This window comes from Serratia rhizosphaerae (assembly GCF_009817885.1).
Lineage (GTDB): Bacteria > Pseudomonadota > Gammaproteobacteria > Enterobacterales > Enterobacteriaceae > Serratia_B > Serratia_B rhizosphaerae.
In genome coordinates this window covers 3,862,229-3,880,224 of sequence record NZ_CP041764.1, presented here as the reverse complement: position 1 = coordinate 3,880,224, position 17,996 = coordinate 3,862,229, and the positions used below count along the sequence as shown (strand labels likewise).

General features: G+C 56.7%; 12 protein-coding genes and 1 tRNA gene. 3 read left to right on the top strand and 10 right to left on the bottom strand.

The window, feature by feature from the left end:
- Positions 1-7: 7 nt before the first annotated feature.
- The 6 genes from FO014_RS18005 to FO014_RS17980 all read right to left on the bottom strand — a co-directional run bounded on the left by FO014_RS18005 (position 8) and on the right by FO014_RS17980 (position 11,108).
- Complete coding sequence (locus tag FO014_RS18005) at positions 8-1,222, bottom strand: MFS transporter (protein ID WP_061322703.1); 1,215 nt, start codon at positions 1,220-1,222, stop codon at positions 8-10.
- Positions 1,219-2,103 (bottom strand): metallophosphoesterase family protein, encoded by an 885-nt coding sequence (locus FO014_RS18000; RefSeq protein WP_160030502.1) that lies wholly within the window; start codon positions 2,101-2,103, stop codon positions 1,219-1,221. Before FO014_RS18000 ends, FO014_RS18005 begins: the two co-directional genes overlap by 4 nt.
- Positions 2,104-2,108: 5 nt before the next feature.
- On the bottom strand, positions 2,109-3,302 hold the full coding sequence (locus FO014_RS17995) for a MupA/Atu3671 family FMN-dependent luciferase-like monooxygenase (RefSeq protein ID WP_201282882.1): 1,194 nt from the start codon (positions 3,300-3,302) through the stop codon (positions 2,109-2,111).
- Positions 3,299-3,859 carry a sterol desaturase family protein gene (locus FO014_RS17990; RefSeq protein WP_061322700.1) on the bottom strand — a complete coding sequence of 187 codons (561 nt, stop codon included), beginning with the start codon at positions 3,857-3,859 and terminating at the stop codon, positions 3,299-3,301. The genes FO014_RS17995 and FO014_RS17990 overlap by 4 nt, the downstream gene beginning before the upstream one ends.
- A 52-nt stretch (positions 3,860-3,911) precedes the next feature.
- Positions 3,912-7,883, bottom strand: a complete 3,972-nt coding sequence (locus tag FO014_RS17985) for a non-ribosomal peptide synthetase (RefSeq protein WP_160030501.1) — start codon at positions 7,881-7,883, stop codon at positions 3,912-3,914.
- 132 nt (positions 7,884-8,015) lie between these two features.
- Positions 8,016-11,108 (bottom strand): type I polyketide synthase, encoded by a 3,093-nt coding sequence (locus tag FO014_RS17980; RefSeq protein WP_201282881.1) that lies wholly within the window; start codon positions 11,106-11,108, stop codon positions 8,016-8,018.
- A gap of 176 nt (positions 11,109-11,284) precedes the next feature.
- Here FO014_RS17980 and FO014_RS17975 point away from each other — a divergent pair, with 176 nt between their 5' ends.
- Both FO014_RS17975 and FO014_RS17970 read left to right on the top strand, forming a co-directional pair.
- Positions 11,285-13,660: a penicillin acylase family protein gene (locus FO014_RS17975; RefSeq protein WP_160030499.1), complete on the top strand. Its 2,376-nt coding sequence runs from the start codon at positions 11,285-11,287 to the stop codon at positions 13,658-13,660.
- A 194-nt stretch (positions 13,661-13,854) separates the two neighbouring features.
- Complete coding sequence (locus FO014_RS17970) at positions 13,855-14,361, top strand: GNAT family N-acetyltransferase (protein ID WP_160031435.1); 507 nt, start codon at positions 13,855-13,857, stop codon at positions 14,359-14,361.
- Between the two features lie 300 nt (positions 14,362-14,661).
- Here the strand turns inward: FO014_RS17970 and FO014_RS17965 are convergent.
- From FO014_RS17965 to FO014_RS17955, 3 genes are all read right to left on the bottom strand, one after another.
- Positions 14,662-14,749 (bottom strand) — tRNA-Ser (locus FO014_RS17965).
- A gap of 243 nt (positions 14,750-14,992) precedes the next feature.
- A complete protein-coding gene (gene osmE, locus FO014_RS17960; protein WP_160030498.1) occupies positions 14,993-15,322 on the bottom strand; it encodes an osmotically-inducible lipoprotein OsmE in 330 nt (109 codons plus the stop codon).
- A gap of 115 nt (positions 15,323-15,437) precedes the next feature.
- Positions 15,438-16,832 carry a PepSY-associated TM helix domain-containing protein gene (locus FO014_RS17955; RefSeq protein ID WP_160030497.1) on the bottom strand — a complete coding sequence of 465 codons (1,395 nt, stop codon included), beginning with the start codon at positions 16,830-16,832 and terminating at the stop codon, positions 15,438-15,440.
- A 158-nt stretch (positions 16,833-16,990) separates the two neighbouring features.
- Between FO014_RS17955 and FO014_RS17950 the strand changes: the two genes are divergently transcribed.
- Positions 16,991-17,401: a DUF2946 domain-containing protein gene (locus tag FO014_RS17950; RefSeq protein ID WP_160030496.1), complete on the top strand. Its 411-nt coding sequence runs from the start codon at positions 16,991-16,993 to the stop codon at positions 17,399-17,401.
- A gap of 121 nt (positions 17,402-17,522) precedes the next feature.
- Here the strand turns inward: FO014_RS17950 and FO014_RS17945 are convergent, their stop codons facing one another.
- Positions 17,523-17,939: a VOC family protein gene (locus FO014_RS17945; RefSeq protein WP_160030495.1), complete on the bottom strand. Its 417-nt coding sequence runs from the start codon at positions 17,937-17,939 to the stop codon at positions 17,523-17,525.
- Positions 17,940-17,996 lie beyond the last annotated feature (57 nt).

Below are 17,996 nucleotides of genomic sequence, written 5' to 3'. Positions count from 1 at the left end.
GCTGCGCTTACGGCAGCTCACGCCCGGATAACGATTCGTCAATTTCGCTGGGTTTGCCGACATATTTCATCGCTAGCCAGCAGGCAATCAGCGCACACAGCAAGCCACACGCCCAGGTGAGACTTCCGCCCCACGCCTGATACACGCCGCCGAATACCATCGGTCCGACGGTACTGGCCACCAGCACGGTGGTCGACACCATGCCGAGCACCGCCCCCACATCAAAAAACGCCATTTTGCTGATAGTGGAAGGCACCACGATATTCACCACCGCCGAGCTCAGCCCCAACCCGACGCAGCAGAGGAACAACGCCATTCCGCTCGGTGCGACAATCAGCATCACAAAGCCCGGCACCACCACCAGGCAGGCAAGAAACAGGGAGAGATTACTGGTGAGCCAGTGGGCGCGGTTAGTGGCAATCGCCACTTGAATGAAAAATAGCGACAGGCCGAAGACGGCGACCAGCGCAGACAGCTCGGTGGTGCTCCAGCCCACCGCATGGACGGCCCACAGCGGCGCGATGGTCATCAGCAGCGAGAAGCAGACCGCAATTAGCGCTTTAATCAACGCAAAATCGCGGATGTTGGCATTGGCGAAAAACAGTTTCAGCACATTACGATAGGGATTTTTGGCACGGGCCGCAGCCAGATTGGTGGTGAGCTGACCGCGCAGCGTCCAGGCAATCACCAGCGGCACCAGGCTCGACATACAGGCAGAGAACACCAGCAGTTCATGCAGACCCTGCATAATGTGAAAATGCCCCAACAGCCCGGCGACGCCCGGGCCGAGGATCAATCCGGCGGTCGATCCCAGCCGCAGCCGGGCGATCCCGGCGCTACGCTCTTGGTTGTTGGTCAGTTGAGAGATGATCGACTCGAGGATAACCAGATTAGTGCTCATAAAACCGATCACCGCGCGCAGCACAAACAGCATCAGCAACGATGAGGTAAATGCCAGTCCCCAGTAGCACAGCGCAATGGTGACCAGCGAGATCAACAGCAGCACGCCGCGCGGCATATGATCCGAGATACGCCCGAGGATCGGCGAGCCGAGCGCTCCGCAGATAAATTGAATCGACACCAGCGCCGAAATAGTGACGGCATTGGCCCCCATGCCGATCGCCAGCAGCGGGATTACCGGCAGCAATATCCCCACCGCCACCGAATCCAGCATGCTGGCGGTCATGATGCCAATAAAAATCGCTTTGTTGCTTGCTCTCATCGTGTGCCCACCTGTCCAGACTCTTCAATAGGTTGATGATCGTGCGCGCCGCTGAACACATCCAGCGGTACTCCCTGACGCAGATCAATACGTTGTGCGTTACGCTCAGCGACATAGCCGAGGCAACAGGATAAATAGGTCACGCCCGCCAGCGGCCGGACGCGATTGCGATGCTGATGACCGTAAATATGTCGTGTGGCCCCCGCGCGGCGAATCTGCCAATCGAGCAACGCCGTGCCCGCAACCCGACTGAAGTTAAATCCGCTGCCGCCAGTGACGCGCGCCAGCGTCTCGTCGGTCAGCGATGAGAGCATCAGTTCACGGCGGGGCAGAAAGTGGCTAAAGGTGATGACCTCCCCAGCGGGGCAGGCAGCCAGATGCGGCTCATTAAGGCGTAAGAAATAGCGCGCCGGAGTGATGCCAAGGGTGTCAGGCCAGCGAATCAGGTAATTGTCGCACCAGTGGCTGGCATGTTGCTCCTGCGCACTGGGTACATACAGGCTGTCTTCACCCTCTTCCGGCCGCGTATACCAGGAAAATAGCGGCAGTATGGTCACAGTGCGCTCCGGAAGATCCAACGTCTGCGGTTGCGTACGTACGCCCAATTTCTGACACAGCGCCAGCAACCGATGAAATTTTGCCAGCGAATCCCCCGTCTCATGACGCATCAGCCACAGGTCGTGATTGCCAGGCACAAAGAATACCTGCGCAAAACGCTGTCGCAGCATGCTCAACGCATCAGCAAAGCGCGTCGCATCGTGGGAAACGTCCCCCGCCAGCAGCAGCACATCTTCGCGATAGTCATTACGCGAAAGCTGCGCCAGCCAGGCGAGATTTTCCGGCTGATCGACATGAATATCGGAGAGCGCCAGGATCCGCATAGCGCTTATCCGTTTACCGCTTGACGGGCAAACTGCGCTTTCAGCGCCGCCAACGGCTGCAACCCCGCCAGTACCGTTTCCGCACTGAGGCCAAAATCCACCAGACAGGCGATTTCATTGGCGCCGGCTTCTTGTAGCTTCTCCACCATCCGCGCGCACTTCTCAGGCGATCCCATTAACGAAGTCTGATTGAAGTGTTTTTCAAAGGCATAGGTCAGCAAGGCTTCACGATCGTTGTCGATGGCATGGCGCACCGTTTGCTGACGATCCTTGTAGGGATTAAGGGTATCATTCTGATTGATATAGCCATTGAGGAAGCCGCGCAGCGGCTCACGCACCTGTTTTTTCACCGCGTCATCCTGCTCGCCAACGAAAGTGTGAACCATCACCGACACAATGCCGCTCTCCGGCGAGTAACCGTGCTGCGCCCGCGCATCGCGATACGCAGTAATGTTGGTTTTCAACTCGGCCAGCGTATGATTGGTCAGCGAGCAGAGTACGTGCATACCCAGCTCACCCGCTTTTAGCCAGGTATCCGGGTTACCGGACGAGGTAAGAAACATCGGCAGTTCTTTCTGGATCGGACGCGGCAGAATTTTAACCTCAACCGTATTGCCCGCAATGTCCCGCCGCTGTACCGGCTCACCGCGCCACAGTTGGCGAATCAACGCGATGTTGTCCAGCATGGTGGCTCGGCGATCTTCATATCCTTCTGGATTAATTAAGAAATCTGCCGGATGCCAACCGGTGGCACAGGAGATAGCCGCGCGGCCCTGCGACAGGTTATCCACCAGCGACCACTCTTCTGCGACCCGCAGTGGGTTATGCAGCGGCAGCACCACGCTGCCCGCACGCAGCTGAATATTTTTGGTGATCATCGCCAGCGCGGCGTTGAGCACCGAAGGATTGGGAAACAGCCCGCCCACAGGCTGAAAATGACGCTCTGGGGTGATCACCGCACTGAATCCGTGGCTGTCTGCAAAACGGGTGCATTCCAGCAATAAATCATATTTATGTTCACTGTCGGTGCCGCCATCCCCCGAAAAGAAAATCAGCGAGAAATCCATGCCGTGATTGTTGGCGGCGGGAGCCGTCTCCGCCGGGACGTCGGCGCCGCGCTGTGCCTTGATCTTCTCCAGCAACTGTGCACGCTGTGCCGGGGTCAGTCTGCTTAATTTATCCTGAATATCGCTCATCATGCGTTCTCATCGGTTAGCGGGGTGTCCGAGACGGACGTTGCCAGCGCTTTCTGACGCTGTTGTTGGCGTTCATAGCGCTTCTTCAAGACGCGCGCGTCGTTGGTGCGAAACAGGTAATCCCATAGCGTGATATAGAATGAGAAATTGCATTTCACATTGCGGTGATGACAGAGATGAAACTTGCCGATAGGAATAAAGCGCGTGATGTTGCCGGTAATGTTCGGATTGTGATCCAGTACATTGCGTGAGAGAAACACCTCATAGACGTAGTGAAACGCCAGCAGAATACCGCCGTAAACCGGATCAAAAATCGTTAGGATAATCAGCGGAATGGTAAAAGTGATGTACACATCCATTGAGGAGCGCCATTCACCAAACCAGAAGAAATAGTCGTGCCACGGCGGCAAGTTACTGTCGCCATAGTTGTAGGCATGGTGTTTGAGATGGAAATAGCGAATAAAGTTGTACTTAAAATTGGTGTGCGCAATAACGTGCATGGTGTAGGACCATAAGGTCCACAGCAGAAAATAGCCCACCAGCTTGAGGACAAAAATCATAACCCTCTCCTGACTAACCGTGAATGATGCGCGGCAGCAGCGCCGCGCGGGTTTACGAACGCTGACGCAGCACGTCCCCAACCTGCGGGTGATGCACTATGCCAAAGTGATCGGCATCGACGTGATGCAGATCGACCTGTTCCACCAACTGCTCCCACACGCCCAATGCTTCATGGGAATCCCGTGCGCGGAACAGCACTATGCGGTCCAGCGCCAGCTTGGTGTCAGGCTGCGGCTGATAGCGTTTGAAGGCGTGAACCGTGTGGGTATACACATCCAGCAGGCGCTGAATTTCCGCATCGCTGGTACCCGCCGGCACCAGGCCGTACGCGCGCAGTTGCTGGCAAATATCCTCGTGGCGATAGCTTTTGCCCTGCCACGCCAGCAGTGTCTCTTCATCAATCTGCCGCCCAGGCACCGCGGCCAGTTGCAGCACAAAGTTGAACAGCACGATTTCATCGCTGGAAACACGGCTTTTGGTGAGATAGGTGTCAATCATCGACAGCTCCTGCACCTCCTCCCCGGCCTCCTGCAACAGCCGCGCGATTTCATAGGCAATAAATCCGCCCATTGACCAGCCGCCCAGCCGATAAGGGCCGTGCGGTTGAACCTGACGAATTTCATTGAGATAGAAAGTCGCCATGCTTTCAACGGTGTCATAAGGTGAATCGGGGTCGATGAGCGCGTGGGATTGCAACGCATAGAAAGGCTGGTCTTCCCCCAGATGCTGCGCCAGCGTGAAATAACAGCTGACATTGCCGCCAACCGGATGCACATAGAACAGCGGCGTTTGGCTGCCTTTCTGCTGAATTTTCACCATGCAGCGATCGCTGACGTGTTGTTCACCTGCCACGATGCGCTCCAGCTCATGCGCTAAATCGCCCAGTCGCGGGTATTCGAACAGCAGGCGCAGCGGTATGGCATGCTGCACGTGTGCTTTAATGCGCGTCGCGACCTGGGTAGCCAGTAGCGAATCGCCGCCTATAGCAAAAAAGTTGTCCTGCCGACCCACGGCCGGACGTTGCAACAGCGTCTGCCAGCACGCTGCCAACATCAGCTCCATCTCACTCTGCGGTGGCTGAAAAGCCTCTGCCGTTGCTGCGGCAAAAACCGGAGCAGGTAAGCGTTTTTTATCGACTTTGCCGTTCACCGTGAGCGGAATGCTATCGAGGGTGACCAGCGAGACCGGCACCATATAATCCGGTAAAGTTTCCGTGAGCCACTGATGCAGCGCGGCTTCCTGGTAAACGCTGCGATCCACCACCAACCAGCTCACCAGTTGCTGCCCGCCATGTGCGGCCTCCTGCGCCAGCACCAGCGCTTTTTGTACGCCGGAATATTGCGTCAGCGCCGACTCCACCTCGGCCAACTCGACGCGATGACCACGGATCTTCACCTGCTGATCGTCGCGCCCGGCAAACTCCAGTAAACCGTCACGACGCCAGCGCGCCCGATCGCCGGTTTTAAACAGCATGCCAGGAGCAAACGGGTTCGGCAGGAAACGCTCTGCCGTCAGTTCCGGCTGGTTGATATAGCCCATCGCAACCCCCGCGCCGCCAATATAGAGCGCGCCAAAAACCCCCACGGGCAACGGCTGCATCTGGCTATCAAGAATGTAGACCTCCACGTTATCCAACGCGGTGCCCACCGGCATCGCGCCGCTGGCGACGTAATCCGCCGGCGGCTCAAACATGGTGGCAGTGACGGTAGTTTCGGTCAGACCGTAATCATTGATCCAACGGATCGCGCCGCGGGTCAGTTGCTGCCAGTGATTCCACACCTCGCCCGCCGCCTGTTCTCCGCCCACAATCACCAATTTCAGGTGGTCCGGCACCGGAATACGGCTGTGACGCAGGTCGGCGACGATATTGTTCCAATGCGCAGTGGTCAGGTTCATCACGCTGATGTTTTCATGCGCCGTCCAGCTCAGGAATTCACCGCTTTCTTCCAGGCGTTTCTCTTTCCAGAGTACCAGCGTCGCGCCGCGCAGTAAGGTCGGGAAGATCTCCTGGATCGACACATCGAAACCAATCGAGGTGAACTGCAATACCCGATCGTCAGGTTGCAGGTCGAAACGTTTAATGATGTTAGCGCAATGGTTCACCACGTTACGGTGACTAACCATCACCCCTTTCGGCTGTCCGGTCGAGCCAGAGGTGTAGATAACGTACATCAGATCGTCAGGCGCATTGAGGCACAGCAGCGGAGCACTGGAAAAATCGGCCAGTTGCGTTTCAACCTCCGCCAGAGAAAAACAAGGTTGTGGACAGTCGAGGCTGACGTCATCCCCGCACAATACCAGCGCGACCTGCGCGTTGCTTAGCATGTACTGAATACGCTCAGCGGGATTCGCCGGATCGATAGGCAACCAGGCGGCGCCTGATTTCAGAATACCCAGCAGGGCCACCATCATATTCAATGAGCGGTCAGTCACCAGGCCGACAATCGCCCCACGTCCAACGCCCTGCGACTGGAGCCAGCGGGCAAACTGGCAAGCCTGCTTTTCCAGCTGCTGATAGCTAAGCTGCTGCTGACGATAACGCACCGCAATCTGGTTCGGCGTGCGGGCCGCCACGTCGCTAAACAGGCTATGCACGCAGTATTCCAAACCTTCGCTGACAACTGGCCCCCGGCACTGCGTATCGAGTAGTTGCTGGCGCTCCTGTTCAGAGATAATCGGATAGTCGGCAATCGGCCGCTGTGGATCGGTAATAATTCCCTGCATCAGGGCATCCAGATGTTGCAACAGACGCGTGACCGTTTCGCGGTCATACAAATCGGTGTTGTAGTCCAGTGCCAACCGCAGCTGTTGATCAACCAGTGAGAAAGTCAGCGTCAGTTCAAACGTGGTGGTGCGTTTTTTAAATTCGAAAGGCTCGATCGCCAGACCCGGTGCCAACTGGTCGTATCTTTCCGCCTCCAGCAGCATCACCATCGTCTGGAAAAACAGGTTGTGGCTCAGGTTACGCTCGGGTTTTAACGCCTCGACCAGTTTTTCGTAAGGGACTTCCTGGCGGGCAAACGCGCCAAAGGCGATTTTACGATTGCGTTTTAGCAAGGTAATAAAATCGGGGTTCCCCTGCAGATCGGATTTCAACACCAGCGTGTTGATAAACAGACCAACCAGCTGCGTGAGTTCAGGCCGGTTACGGGTGGTAATCGGCGTGCCCACCGGAATATCGTCCTGTCCGGTATAGCGTTGTAGCAAGACCTGCCAGGCCGAATAGAGGGTCACAAACAGCGTAACGCCCTGTGCTTTGCTCAGCGCCACCAACCCTTGCGTTAACGCGGGGCTGAAGGTATGACGAACAATCGCGCCGTTGTTGGTCATCACGTTATGACGCGGCCTGTCCATCGGCATTTTCAGCACCGGGGTTTCTCCCCCCAGCTGGTTTTTCCAGTATTCCAGTTGGCTGGCATAGTCATCGCTTTGCAGACGCGCCTGCTGCCAGGCCGCATAGTCGGCATACTGTAGCGGCAATGGCGCCAGCGTCTCCCCTTGCTGGTTATAAAAAGCAAACAGGTCGCGCATGATCAGTTTAAGCGAATCAAAATCGGCAATGATGTGGTGGATGGTAAACAACAGCAGATGGTGATTCTCAGCCAGACGCCAGGCGTGGGCGCGCAGTAACGGCCCGTGCTCCAGGGAGAACGGCTGGTTGCCGACCGCTTCCATCTGCTGTCGTGCCGTCTGCTCCTGATCCTGAACCAACGCCGACTGCGCAGTAAGGTCCGTTAACGGAATCTCCAGCGTGAGCGACGGCTCAATATGCTGCTGCGGCTGCACTTGCTCTGGCGGCATCACAAAGGTGGTGCGCAGTGACTCATGACGCGCCACCACGGCATTCAGGCTCCCCTGCAGGCGCGCAAGATCCAGCTCGCCGCGCAGATGAAAGGCCATATTAATATTGAAATGGATCAGTTCCGGCTGGAGCTGATGCATAAACCAGATGCGGTACTGGTCGGCGGACAGCGGCAGCGGCTGCTGGCGACTGATACGCGTGAGGGGCAAGGGTTGTAACATAATACTCTCTCTGTCAGCAGTATCGGTTAAGGTGGCGTCAGGCGCGGATATCCCTCAGGGGGAATAATGCGCCTGATAGCCAGCCCGTTACGTCATGAAATCGTTATTATTCGTCGCGTCCCTGCCGCGTGATTACCCGCTCAACTTTGCGTCAAGCTCTTCCAGTGAAAGACCCTCTGTCAGGCGCAAGAGCTCCGCCATATCAGGGTCCTCTGCGTCGTCCGCGACTGCCGGCGCCGGTGACTGCTCGGCCAGTGCGGTATCAATTTGCGCCGTGATGCCTCGAATCGTGGGATCTTCAAATAACACCTCAATACTGAGTTCAACGCCCCACTTCTCCCGCACCTGTGAAATCAGTTGGATCGCCACCAGCGAGGTGCCGCCGAGGGCAAAAAAGTCATCGTCATGCTGGATAGCCTCCATGCCGAACAGTTCCCGCCAGATGGCAGCAACCCGCGCTTCGGTACTCTGCGCCGGTGCCTCGACGGGGGCGGCTTCCGTCCCCTCTGCCGATACGGAGACCACCGTGGCGGAGGCGGCCGGCGACGCTCCGGGAGCCACGAGCGTTTGATGCGGATAAATACGTTCAATCCAGTAGTGCTGACGCTGGAAGGGATAGCCTGGCAGGGCGATACGCTGACCGTGAGCCTCAGGCAGCGTCAGGGAAACGCCGTGACGCCAGAGCTGGCCAACACCCGTCAGCCAGGCGTGCAGGTCGCCGCTTTTTTCTTTCGGATGGCGGGACAGCGCCACCGCACACTGCGGATTGAGCAGCGCCATTTGCGCTTGCGCCAGACTGGTCAGCACCGTACCGGGCCCACACTCCACCAGCACGATCTCAGGACGCGCCAGGAGTTGCTGCAGCCCCTGATTAAAGCGCACAGTGCTGCGCAGGTGATCGCGCCAGTAACGCGGGCTGACCGCCTCTTCCGGTGTAATTTCCCTTCCAGTCAGGTTTGCCATCCAGCGGCCGACGGGAGGATGCCGCGGGCAGTTTTCGACCGCCGCTTCAAAGGCGTCCAGTACCGGATCCATCATTGCCGAGTGAAACGCATGAGAGGTCACCAGCAAACGAGTGGTGACGCCAGAATCCTGTAACGCCTGCTGAAAGGCGCTGATTTCCGCTTCCGGCCCGGCGACCACCGACAGTTCCGGCCCATTGACCGCAGCCAGCGACAACGTGGACCAGTCACGCAGCAGGGCGACAAGCGGCGCTTCCGCCAGCGAGACGGATAACATTTTCCCAGGTTCCGCCTGTTGCATCAGTTGGCCACGCGTGGCGACCAGCATCAGCGCTTCCTTGAGGGGGAATACGCCACACAGTGTGGCGGCCACCAGCTCACCGACGCTGTGGCCCAGCATATGGCTGACCTTCACACCTTGCGCCAGCAGCGTGCGGGCCATAGCGTACTCGATGCAAAATAACGCGGGTTGCGTCACCGCCGTGCTATTAAGCCACGCCAGCTGCGCCTCATCCGGTTCGTCGTGCGTCATCAGGGGAAGCAGATCAAGGTCAGATTGCTCACGCAGCATCTGGAAACAATCGCTGATTTCGGCACGAAAAGCGGGCAAGGTTTGCCACAGCTGTTGCGCCATGCCCCAGTACTGCGATCCCTGACCGGGAAACAGCAGCGCCACTTCCGCTGAGGTCAACGCCTGTGAGGGTTTGCTAACGCCGCGTTGGAGTTTTTCGCACGCCTGATCAAGCGTGCTGACGGAGAAGGCGGCTCGCCAATCGAACGTTTGTCGCCCCTCGCGCAGCGTGTGCGTGACATCCTGCAAACGAAGGGTTGGCTGAGTTCGCAGATGTTGCGCCAAATCCGCAACCGTCTGCTTTAAGGCCGCTTCGCTGCGGGCCGAGAGCGTCAGTAGTTGTACTTCATCCTTACCCTCAGCGGCGTCAGCCTGCGGTGCGGGCTGCGGCGCCTCTTCCAGAATCAGATGCGCATTGGTACCGCCCATGCCAAAGCTACTGACCGCCGCACGACGCGGATGCGCGTCGGTTGCTGCCCAGGGAGCCAGCGTAGTGTGGGGATAGAACGGCGTTTGCTCAAAAGGAATATTGGGATTAGGACGGGAAAAGTTGACGGTCGGTGGGAGCTGCTTATGATGCAAAGCCAACGTGGCTTTGATTAACCCGGCAATCCCCGATGCTGCGCCCAGGTGCCCGACATTGCCTTTCACCGAGCCGAGCGCGCAGTAGCCCTTGCGTGACGTTTGCGACCGCCAGACACGGGTCAGCGCCTCAATCTCAATCGGATCGCCCAGCGGCGTACCGGTACCGTGCGCTTCGAGCAGTTGGATGGTATCCGCCGGCACCTCAGCTATGCTGAGTGCTTCAGCAATCGCTTCAGACTGCCCTTGCACGCTGGGCGCGGTGAACCCCACTTTGTCGGAACCGTCATTATTAATCGCGCTGCCTTTGATCACCGCGTAAACGGTATTGCCATCACGCTGAGCGTCCTCCAGACGTTTTAATACCACCACGCCGAGGCCATTACCAAATACCGTGCCAGCCGCGTCGGCATCAAAGGGGCGACAATGTCCATCCGGCGACAGCAAACCGCCCGCCTGCCACGGATACCCCGTTTCCTGATCGGCCAGCACCGATACGCCGCCAGAAATCGCCATATCACATTCGCCTGCCAGCAGGCTTTGCATCGCGGTGTGTACCGCCACTAACGAGGTAGAACACGAAGTCTGAATGGCGATACTGGGACCGCGCAGATTGAGCTTATAGGAGAGACGGGTGGTGAGATAATCTTTCTCATTGCCGTGCCGTACCGCCATTTCTCCCAACGATGCCACCAGATCCGGCTGGCTGTAAATATTCAGCAGATAGCTGCTGGAAAACACGCCGGCATAGACGCCAATACGGCCGTCGTAGCGATCGGGCACATGCCCTGCGTGCTCCAGCGCATGCCAGCAACACTCCAGGAAAAGTCGCTGCTGCGGGTCGAGGATCTGCGCTTCTCGCGGCGTCAGCTGAAAAAAACCGGCATCAAACTGCGAGATGTCCTTTAGACAAAACCCGGAACGCACATAATCCTTGTCGGCCAGCTGTTTTTCCGTCACTCCGTTGGCACGCAATGTCGCATCATCAAAATGCGCAATACTCTCCTGCCCCCGGCAAAGGTTTTGCCAAAACTCGGTGAGATCGGACGCACCGGGGAATCGACCACTCATACCAATGATGGCGATTTCATTTCCGTTCAGTTGAGACACCGGACGTAACCTCCCATAGATATTCATTAAAAATAAATCTTCATTCACCGAAAATAAGTTACAATTCATTAGCAAAAAACTCAAACAGTTTACAAACAACAAGATAAAAAAGTTTTTTAATGCTTTATTTCAGTGAGTTACCAATAACCCCTTATCACTAAACACAAATTTACTTTATGAATAAAGACCTGGTTCGTTACTTCATTTCGTCGTCGAATAAAAAGATATTGCGTCGATTTTTAGCTGGATTACTGATTATTCTGCTAATAACAATGGGAACTGCATTGGTATTATTCTGTCGCAGTCTTCCAGAGATCGAAGGCACTCTGAGGCTTCCCGCCCTGAAAAGCCCAGCAACGCTAGCGCGTGACGAACGCGGCGTACCGATGATTACGGCAGACAATCGGTCGACGGTCAGTTTTGCCCTCGGCTATGCCCATGCGCAGGACCGCTTTTTTCAGATGGATCTGCTGCGACGGAGCGCAGCAGGAGAATTAGCTGCCCTTTTGGGGGCTGATGCTCTGGCAGAGGATCGTCGTCATCGTCCCTGGCTGCTGCGGGAAAAAGCCAGAGAAGCGGTGCAGCATCTGCCTGCCGCACAGCGAACGTTGCTGCAGCAGTACACCGCGGGAGTGAATGCCGGATTGATGCACCTCGGGAGCCGCCCTTTTGAGTATTGGCTGTTGCGAGAGAAGCCTCAGCGCTGGCAAGAAGAGGACGCCTTACTTACCGTTTACGCGCTTTATCTCGACCTGCAAGAGAGCCAGGCCGAGCGGGAATACGCCCGTGGCTGGATAGCCAGCCATAGCAGTGTGGCGCAAACGGCACTGCTGTTACCAAGCTCCAGCCGTTGGGATGCCCCGTTACTCGGTCCTCCCCCTGCGCCCCCCGCAATCCCCGTGTCTCCGCCATACTGGTGGGGCAAGCGTCCTCTTGCCCCGACATCCATCCCCAGTGAGGCGATGAAAGGCAGCAACGGCTGGCTGGTGGGTGGCGGCCGCAGCGTAACCGGCAACGCGATGCTGGCCAATGATATGCATCTGGGGTTGATGCTGCCAACGCTGTGGTATCAGGCCACCTTGAGTTATCCGATGGACAACGGGCAATGCAGCCGACAATCGGGCATTACCTTGCCCGGTCTGCCGATGATGGTTTCGGGTAGCAACGAGCATATTGCCTGGGGATTTACTAATGCCTATATCGATACTTTTGACTGGATCACATTACCACAGCGCGCCGTGTCGTATCCGCTGCGCCGCGAAGTGCTTACCGTCAGCCACGGCAAACCGGAAGAACTAGATATACATCTAAGCCCTTGGGGGCCGGCCTTTTCTACCCCACAAGGTGAGATGGCCATGCGCTGGGTAGGTAACATGCCAGGAGCGGTCAATCTGGATTTCCTGTCGCTGGCAGAGAGCCAATCGGTGGCTGAAGCTGTGCGAGCGGCCCCCCACTTTGGCCTGCCGGTACAAAACTTGCTAGTTGCCGATAATCGAGGCCATATCGGCTGGACGCTGGCAGGCTGGCTTCCCGATCGGACCGTCGCAGGGGAACAGAACAGCTTTCCACTCAAGGCTGGAGGCGATCGGGCATGGGCCGCTCAGCCCCTACCCGCCTCGCGCTATCCGCAACAAATAGATCCACCAGACGGAATTATCTGGACGGCCAATAATCGCCAAAGTTTTGCACCCGGCAACGAGACTTACAACGATGGCGGGGCCGATATGGGCCCCCGTGCGTTTGAGATTAAGCGCCAGCTGATGCGCTACCCACGCCTGAGCCACAGCGACATGCGTAACATTCAATTTGATGATCATGCCGTTCTGATAAACGCCTGGCGTGAACTGTTGCTGCCGATGCTGCAGGCCAGCCATCCTAAGGCGGGTACGCCGCGCCAACAGGCGCTTGCCGCTATCGTACAGTGGTCAGGTGATGCCAGCGCCGATTCAGTTGGCTATACGGTGCTCACGGCCTGGCGCGAAGCCCTTTACCAAGGAATATTCGCCAACCTTGATCGGCAGTTGGGGGAGCAGTGGCATAAAGCCAGTTACCTGCGCGCCAATACGCGCGGGGATGAGAGCGTGATGCGTTTGATAGAGAGTGACGCCAAAACGTGGGTACCGGAAGGCTATCAAGATTGGGCCGATTATGCCCTGCGGCAGCTTGATAACGCCCTGCAGACAATAGATGCCAGACGCTCGCTTAACCAGGCACAGTGGGGAGAGATGAATACGGTGCGTATTGAACATCCGATTGCACGGGCTCTCCCCTTCCTACGGCGCTGGTTGGCGGCTCCTGCGCTACCGCAATCCGGAGACCATCATGTGCCGCACGTCAGTAAACCGGCCTTCGGCGCCTCCGAGCGTCTGATCGCCTCACCGGGTGATGAGGCGAATTCAACCCTATCGCTGCCCGGTGGCCAGAGCGGGCATCCGCTCAGCGCGTGGTTTCTCGACGGTTTCGACAGTTGGTATTACGGCACGCCGCGTGCACTGGCCGCCGGAGAGTCGCATCATACCTTACAACTCCTTCCCGAGAAGGAAGAGAAGTGATGCTGGCTCCCCACTTTTCAGCGGCAATTGCGTACCGGAGCTGTTCAATGCCCGTGGCAGCCAACCATCAACGCGTACAAATCGCTGATGCCGTTTCGCAACGAGAACCTGGGTGCGTTGGAAACTGCTATACAGATAACGGGTTGCTATTAAGCACCTTAGTGATTACCCGATGAAAACGCCGTGAGGATATGATGAAGATTGAGCAATTGAACTCCCTGTCAGAAAGCCATAATGAGTTGGTAGCCTTATTGAATGATTGTGTGGAAAGTGGTGCATCCGTCGGTTTTCTTGCGCCGCTGGAAGACGGTGAAGCAGAACATTATTGGCAGAGGGTTGCCGCCGATCTGGCGCAGGGCGATCGCACCCTGTTGGTTGCACGTGAAGCGGGACGCATCGCAGGAACAGTGCAGATTAGCTATTGCCCTAAGAAAAACGGTAGTCACCGTGCCGAGGTGGAAAAACTGATGGTGCATACGGCCTTCCGTCAACGTGGCATTGCTCAGCAGCTGATGGCGGAAGTTGAACGTCAGGCCCAAGACAATCAGCGCACCCTGCTGGTTCTAGATACACGCACTGACGACACGGCATCCATTTTGTATCGTAAGGCAGGCTATAAGGAAGCTGGCCAGATCCCACAGTTCGCCCGCAGTTCTGCAGGTACTCTGGACGGCACCACCCTATTCTACAAGTTGTTATAAGGCTCTCAGAAGGAAGGGTAAGGTAGCGGTGGTGCAATTAATTCAACGTGGCTAGACAGGCCACCTTTCCTGCGGGAAAGGTGGCCTTTTTTATCCATGTCATCATCTGTCAATACGGCCACTGCAGCCATCTGGAGAGCGGTCTGGACGCCGCGCACGGCTTGCTGATATGGAAGGTATGCGGCATCTGCCGGACAATAAATCCATAACCGCGACTGACCCAGGCCAAATAATGATGACATACTGAAAATTGCAGAAAAGAAAAAGGGCCGTGTTAATCAATAACACGGCCCTACAAATTGGCGGAAGGACAGAGATTCGAACTCTGGGAGCTGTTACACTCGACGGTTTTCAAGACCGCTGCCTTAAACCACTCAGCCATCCTTCCAATGGGCGCAGATATTAACGGTACCGTTATGAAATGTCTAGCGTTGCCATACAAAAAAATAGGCATTTCGGCGCGTTTGCTCAAAGTTCAGACCAAGAGTGGTTAAAAAGTACAAGCCACGCCGAAAACAGCGCAATATCTCACCAGTCAGGCCTGCTTTTTCTGCCGCACGGCGGCGGTTTTTCCGCGTGCTCCGCCAACAAAAAGGCCGGACAGTCGTCCGGCCTTTGGCATCTGAGCCGATTACTTCGGCTGCGAGTCATAGTCTGAACAGCTTTGATAGCCTTTGTTCATCACATGACCGGTATCGTTGTAGCTGACAAAATAGGTTTGCGCCTTGCCATCACGCGGCGCGACGGCATAGGTATCACAGGTGCCCTGCGCATGAACCAGCGTCGCAGAGGTTGACGGCTGCCCGGCAATCGCACGCACCTGCTCCTTGGTCATCCCGACTTTCACATCACTGACCACCGGCTCTTTCACATAGCTCGCCGCCCGGTCATAAGCGGTACAGCCGGCAAGAATGGAAAGTGCTGCTGTAGTGCAAACGGCTAAAACCAACTTCTTCGTCATAGCTTGTCCTCTTAGAGTGCGTTTATTGTCTTCTAAGTCTAGATGGCGAAAGGTTTTTCCACAAACTCCGCTTTAACTCTGGATGCTATTTTATTCAGCCGACTCATCAGCAGCGTTAATCGGCTTGCCGCCGACGCAGCCAGCAGTAACGCAATACATCAACCAGCAAGAACAGCACGATGCTGGCTCCAAGAACCGGCAGGCTGTAACCCAGCAGCAGCGTCGCCAGTAAAATCAACGCCAGCGGCCCTTTTGGCGTGCGACGCAGCAGCATCAGCGGCGAACGCGGCGCGCGTTCCGCCGCCCGCGTCGGCCGGTTGCGCCACCACATCAGATACCCCATGATCACCATCGCCACCAGCCCGGCGGCAAAGACCACCAGCACCAGCTCATTCACCAGACCGAACAGAATGCCCATGTGCAGATCGATGCCCCAGCGCGTCAACTTGGCCGCCAGCGGGAAACTGGCGAAATGCACGCTGTCGACAACCATCATGGTATGCGGGTCTACCGCCACCGCATCGACCTGCGTCGGCCAGCTGCGGTCGATTTCGCTGACCGACCAGGCCTGGCCCGCCCCCTGCGGCTGACGAATCTCTACTTTATTGGCGTCAATGCCCGCGATGCGCGCCCGCTGCAATACCCGGTCATACATAGCGGCATCCGCCACAGGCGCCATCTCGCCTGACGCCATGGCGTGACCGCGGTGCTCCGCATGTTCATCCATCGCCTCATGGGATGCGCCGTGCAAGGCGGTAGACAGCGACGGTGTCGCCCAGCCAAACTGATGACGTAATACACTGATATTATCGCCGGCCCAGTTCGACCAGGTCAGGCCGGTAATCGAGAAAAACAGCAGCCCCAGCGACAACAGCACGCCCAGTTGGCGGTGCAGAGCGCGCACGCCGCGCTGACGCCGCGCCGCGCGTTTGCGCGCTCCCCACAGGATCAGGCCGCCCAGCGCCGCCACCCACAGCCAGGATGCCGCCAGCTCGCTGTAGTTACGGCCAAGTTCTCCCAGCAACAGGCTGCGGTGCAACTGGTCCAGCCAGGTGCGCAGCGGCAGCACGCCGCTGGTGCCGTACACCGCCAGCGCGCCGTGGGTCTGCAGCGTGACGGGATCGACAAACACCGCCAGACGTTCGCCAGACGTCAAGCCGCTGACGTTAAACAGCACCCGCGTGTTCTCCCCGGCTGCCGGCGACGGACGTACGGCGGAGAGCTGCGCCTCCGTCGGCGCCACCGCCTGTGCGGCCGCAATCTGCCGCTGTAGCGTCTGCGGCTGTCCGCTGCTGTGATGATACAACTGTTCGGCGTACCAATAAGATTCCAGCTGCGGCGTCAGGGCATAAAAAATTCCGCTTAATGCGGCAATAAGTAAAAAGGGACCGACAAATACGCCAATATAGAAATGCAGACGCATCATCAACGGAATAAACCAGCTGCGAGTCGTTACCCGCTGCCGCATATTTCGGGCAGCCGAAGGTAACGCGTTTACGCGTTCAGTCATTATTATTTTCCACAGGTGAATTTAATACCTGCGGAATTTATCCGATCTATATTTAATTAACAAATGATTTTCTTACGGTGTTGGTAATTTGTGAATGATGTTACACTGGCGCCGGCACAGCATGCCGCCTTTTCCATTCCTCAAGGGCCCGATTACTGGTGAAACTGTCAAAGCACTCAATACGCACGCTGGCCTGGCTGGGCCTGTTTGCCATGCTGATGGTATTTGCCGGGCCGTTAATCTCCGCGCAGCTGGTAAAAAACTCACAATATAACAGTGAGATGGGCATGAACATGCCGATGGGCGAGCATATGATGATGATGCATCATCAAACGGGCGACGCCCCCGCCGCACGGCAGCACGCCTCCGGTATGACGGATGACGGCAGCGGCGACCTTTGCGGTTACTGCAGCCTGTTCCATCATAATCCGCCGTTGCACTTTACGCTGCCGCCCTTCCTGCACGCCCCGTTTTCCGCCGGTAAGGCTATTGCCATTATTATTCCAGAACCGGTTATCAGCGAATTATTCCTGCCTTACCAAACGCGCGCGCCGCCAAAAAAAAATTAACGCCAATAATATCATTTCCACATTTATACTTTAATTTATTAAGGTAGGGGATAGTGTATTTATTAATTGAACTTCCCCTACCCCATTCAGTGATTTTTATTAATCTTTTTCACCATCGTATTTAATAACTTTCCCACAGTCCGGGCGTCACTAATTCCAACAGATGGCCGTCCGGATCGCGGAAATAAAGACTTTCCCCGCCGCGCGGCCAGCTCATGCGCCCTTCGATTTCCACCCCGTGCTGGTTTAACCGTTGCTCCCACTGCGGCAGTTGCGCCTTACTGACCGCGAACCCCAGATGATAGGGGCCGCTGCCGTCGTGAGGCGGTATGTAGCCCGCCTCTTCACGGAAGCCTTCCTGTGCGTCGCCTTTGACAAACAGCAGCAGCACGTTCTGACCGCCAACGTTGTAAGCACGAAAGCGTGCTTTCGCCACCATCGCCGGCAGCTGTAATACGGTTTCATAAAAATGGCTGGCGCGCGGCATATCGCTGACATACAGCGCCGTTTCGATAATGCGTTCAATCGTGAGCGGCATAGGACCTCCTGAGCAATGACTACTCAGCAAGCCTAGCCAGCGTGGATAAGACCGGCT

What these genes read in the sequence shown, in the direction of transcription:
- FO014_RS17945 (WP_160030495.1), bottom strand. Translation starts at nt 17,939, where the DNA reads ATGCCGCTCACGATTGAACGCATTATCGAAACGGCGCTGTATGTCAGC.
- FO014_RS17990 (WP_061322700.1), bottom strand. Translation starts at nt 3,859, where the DNA reads ATGATTTTTGTCCTCAAGCTGGTGGGCTATTTTCTGCTGTGGACCTTA.
- osmE (WP_160030498.1), bottom strand. Translation starts at nt 15,322, where the DNA reads ATGACGAAGAAGTTGGTTTTAGCCGTTTGCACTACAGCAGCACTTTCC.
- FO014_RS18000 (WP_160030502.1), bottom strand. Translation starts at nt 2,103, where the DNA reads ATGCGGATCCTGGCGCTCTCCGATATTCATGTCGATCAGCCGGAAAAT.
- FO014_RS17970 (WP_160031435.1), top strand. Translation starts at nt 13,855, where the DNA reads ATGAAGATTGAGCAATTGAACTCCCTGTCAGAAAGCCATAATGAGTTG.
- FO014_RS17975 (WP_160030499.1), top strand. Translation starts at nt 11,285, where the DNA reads ATGAATAAAGACCTGGTTCGTTACTTCATTTCGTCGTCGAATAAAAAG.
- FO014_RS17955 (WP_160030497.1), bottom strand. Translation starts at nt 16,832, where the DNA reads ATGACTGAACGCGTAAACGCGTTACCTTCGGCTGCCCGAAATATGCGG.
- FO014_RS17995 (WP_201282882.1), bottom strand. Translation starts at nt 3,302, where the DNA reads ATGATGAGCGATATTCAGGATAAATTAAGCAGACTGACCCCGGCACAG.
- FO014_RS18005 (WP_061322703.1), bottom strand. Translation starts at nt 1,222, where the DNA reads ATGAGAGCAAGCAACAAAGCGATTTTTATTGGCATCATGACCGCCAGC.
- FO014_RS17985 (WP_160030501.1), bottom strand. Translation starts at nt 7,883, where the DNA reads ATGTTACAACCCTTGCCCCTCACGCGTATCAGTCGCCAGCAGCCGCTG.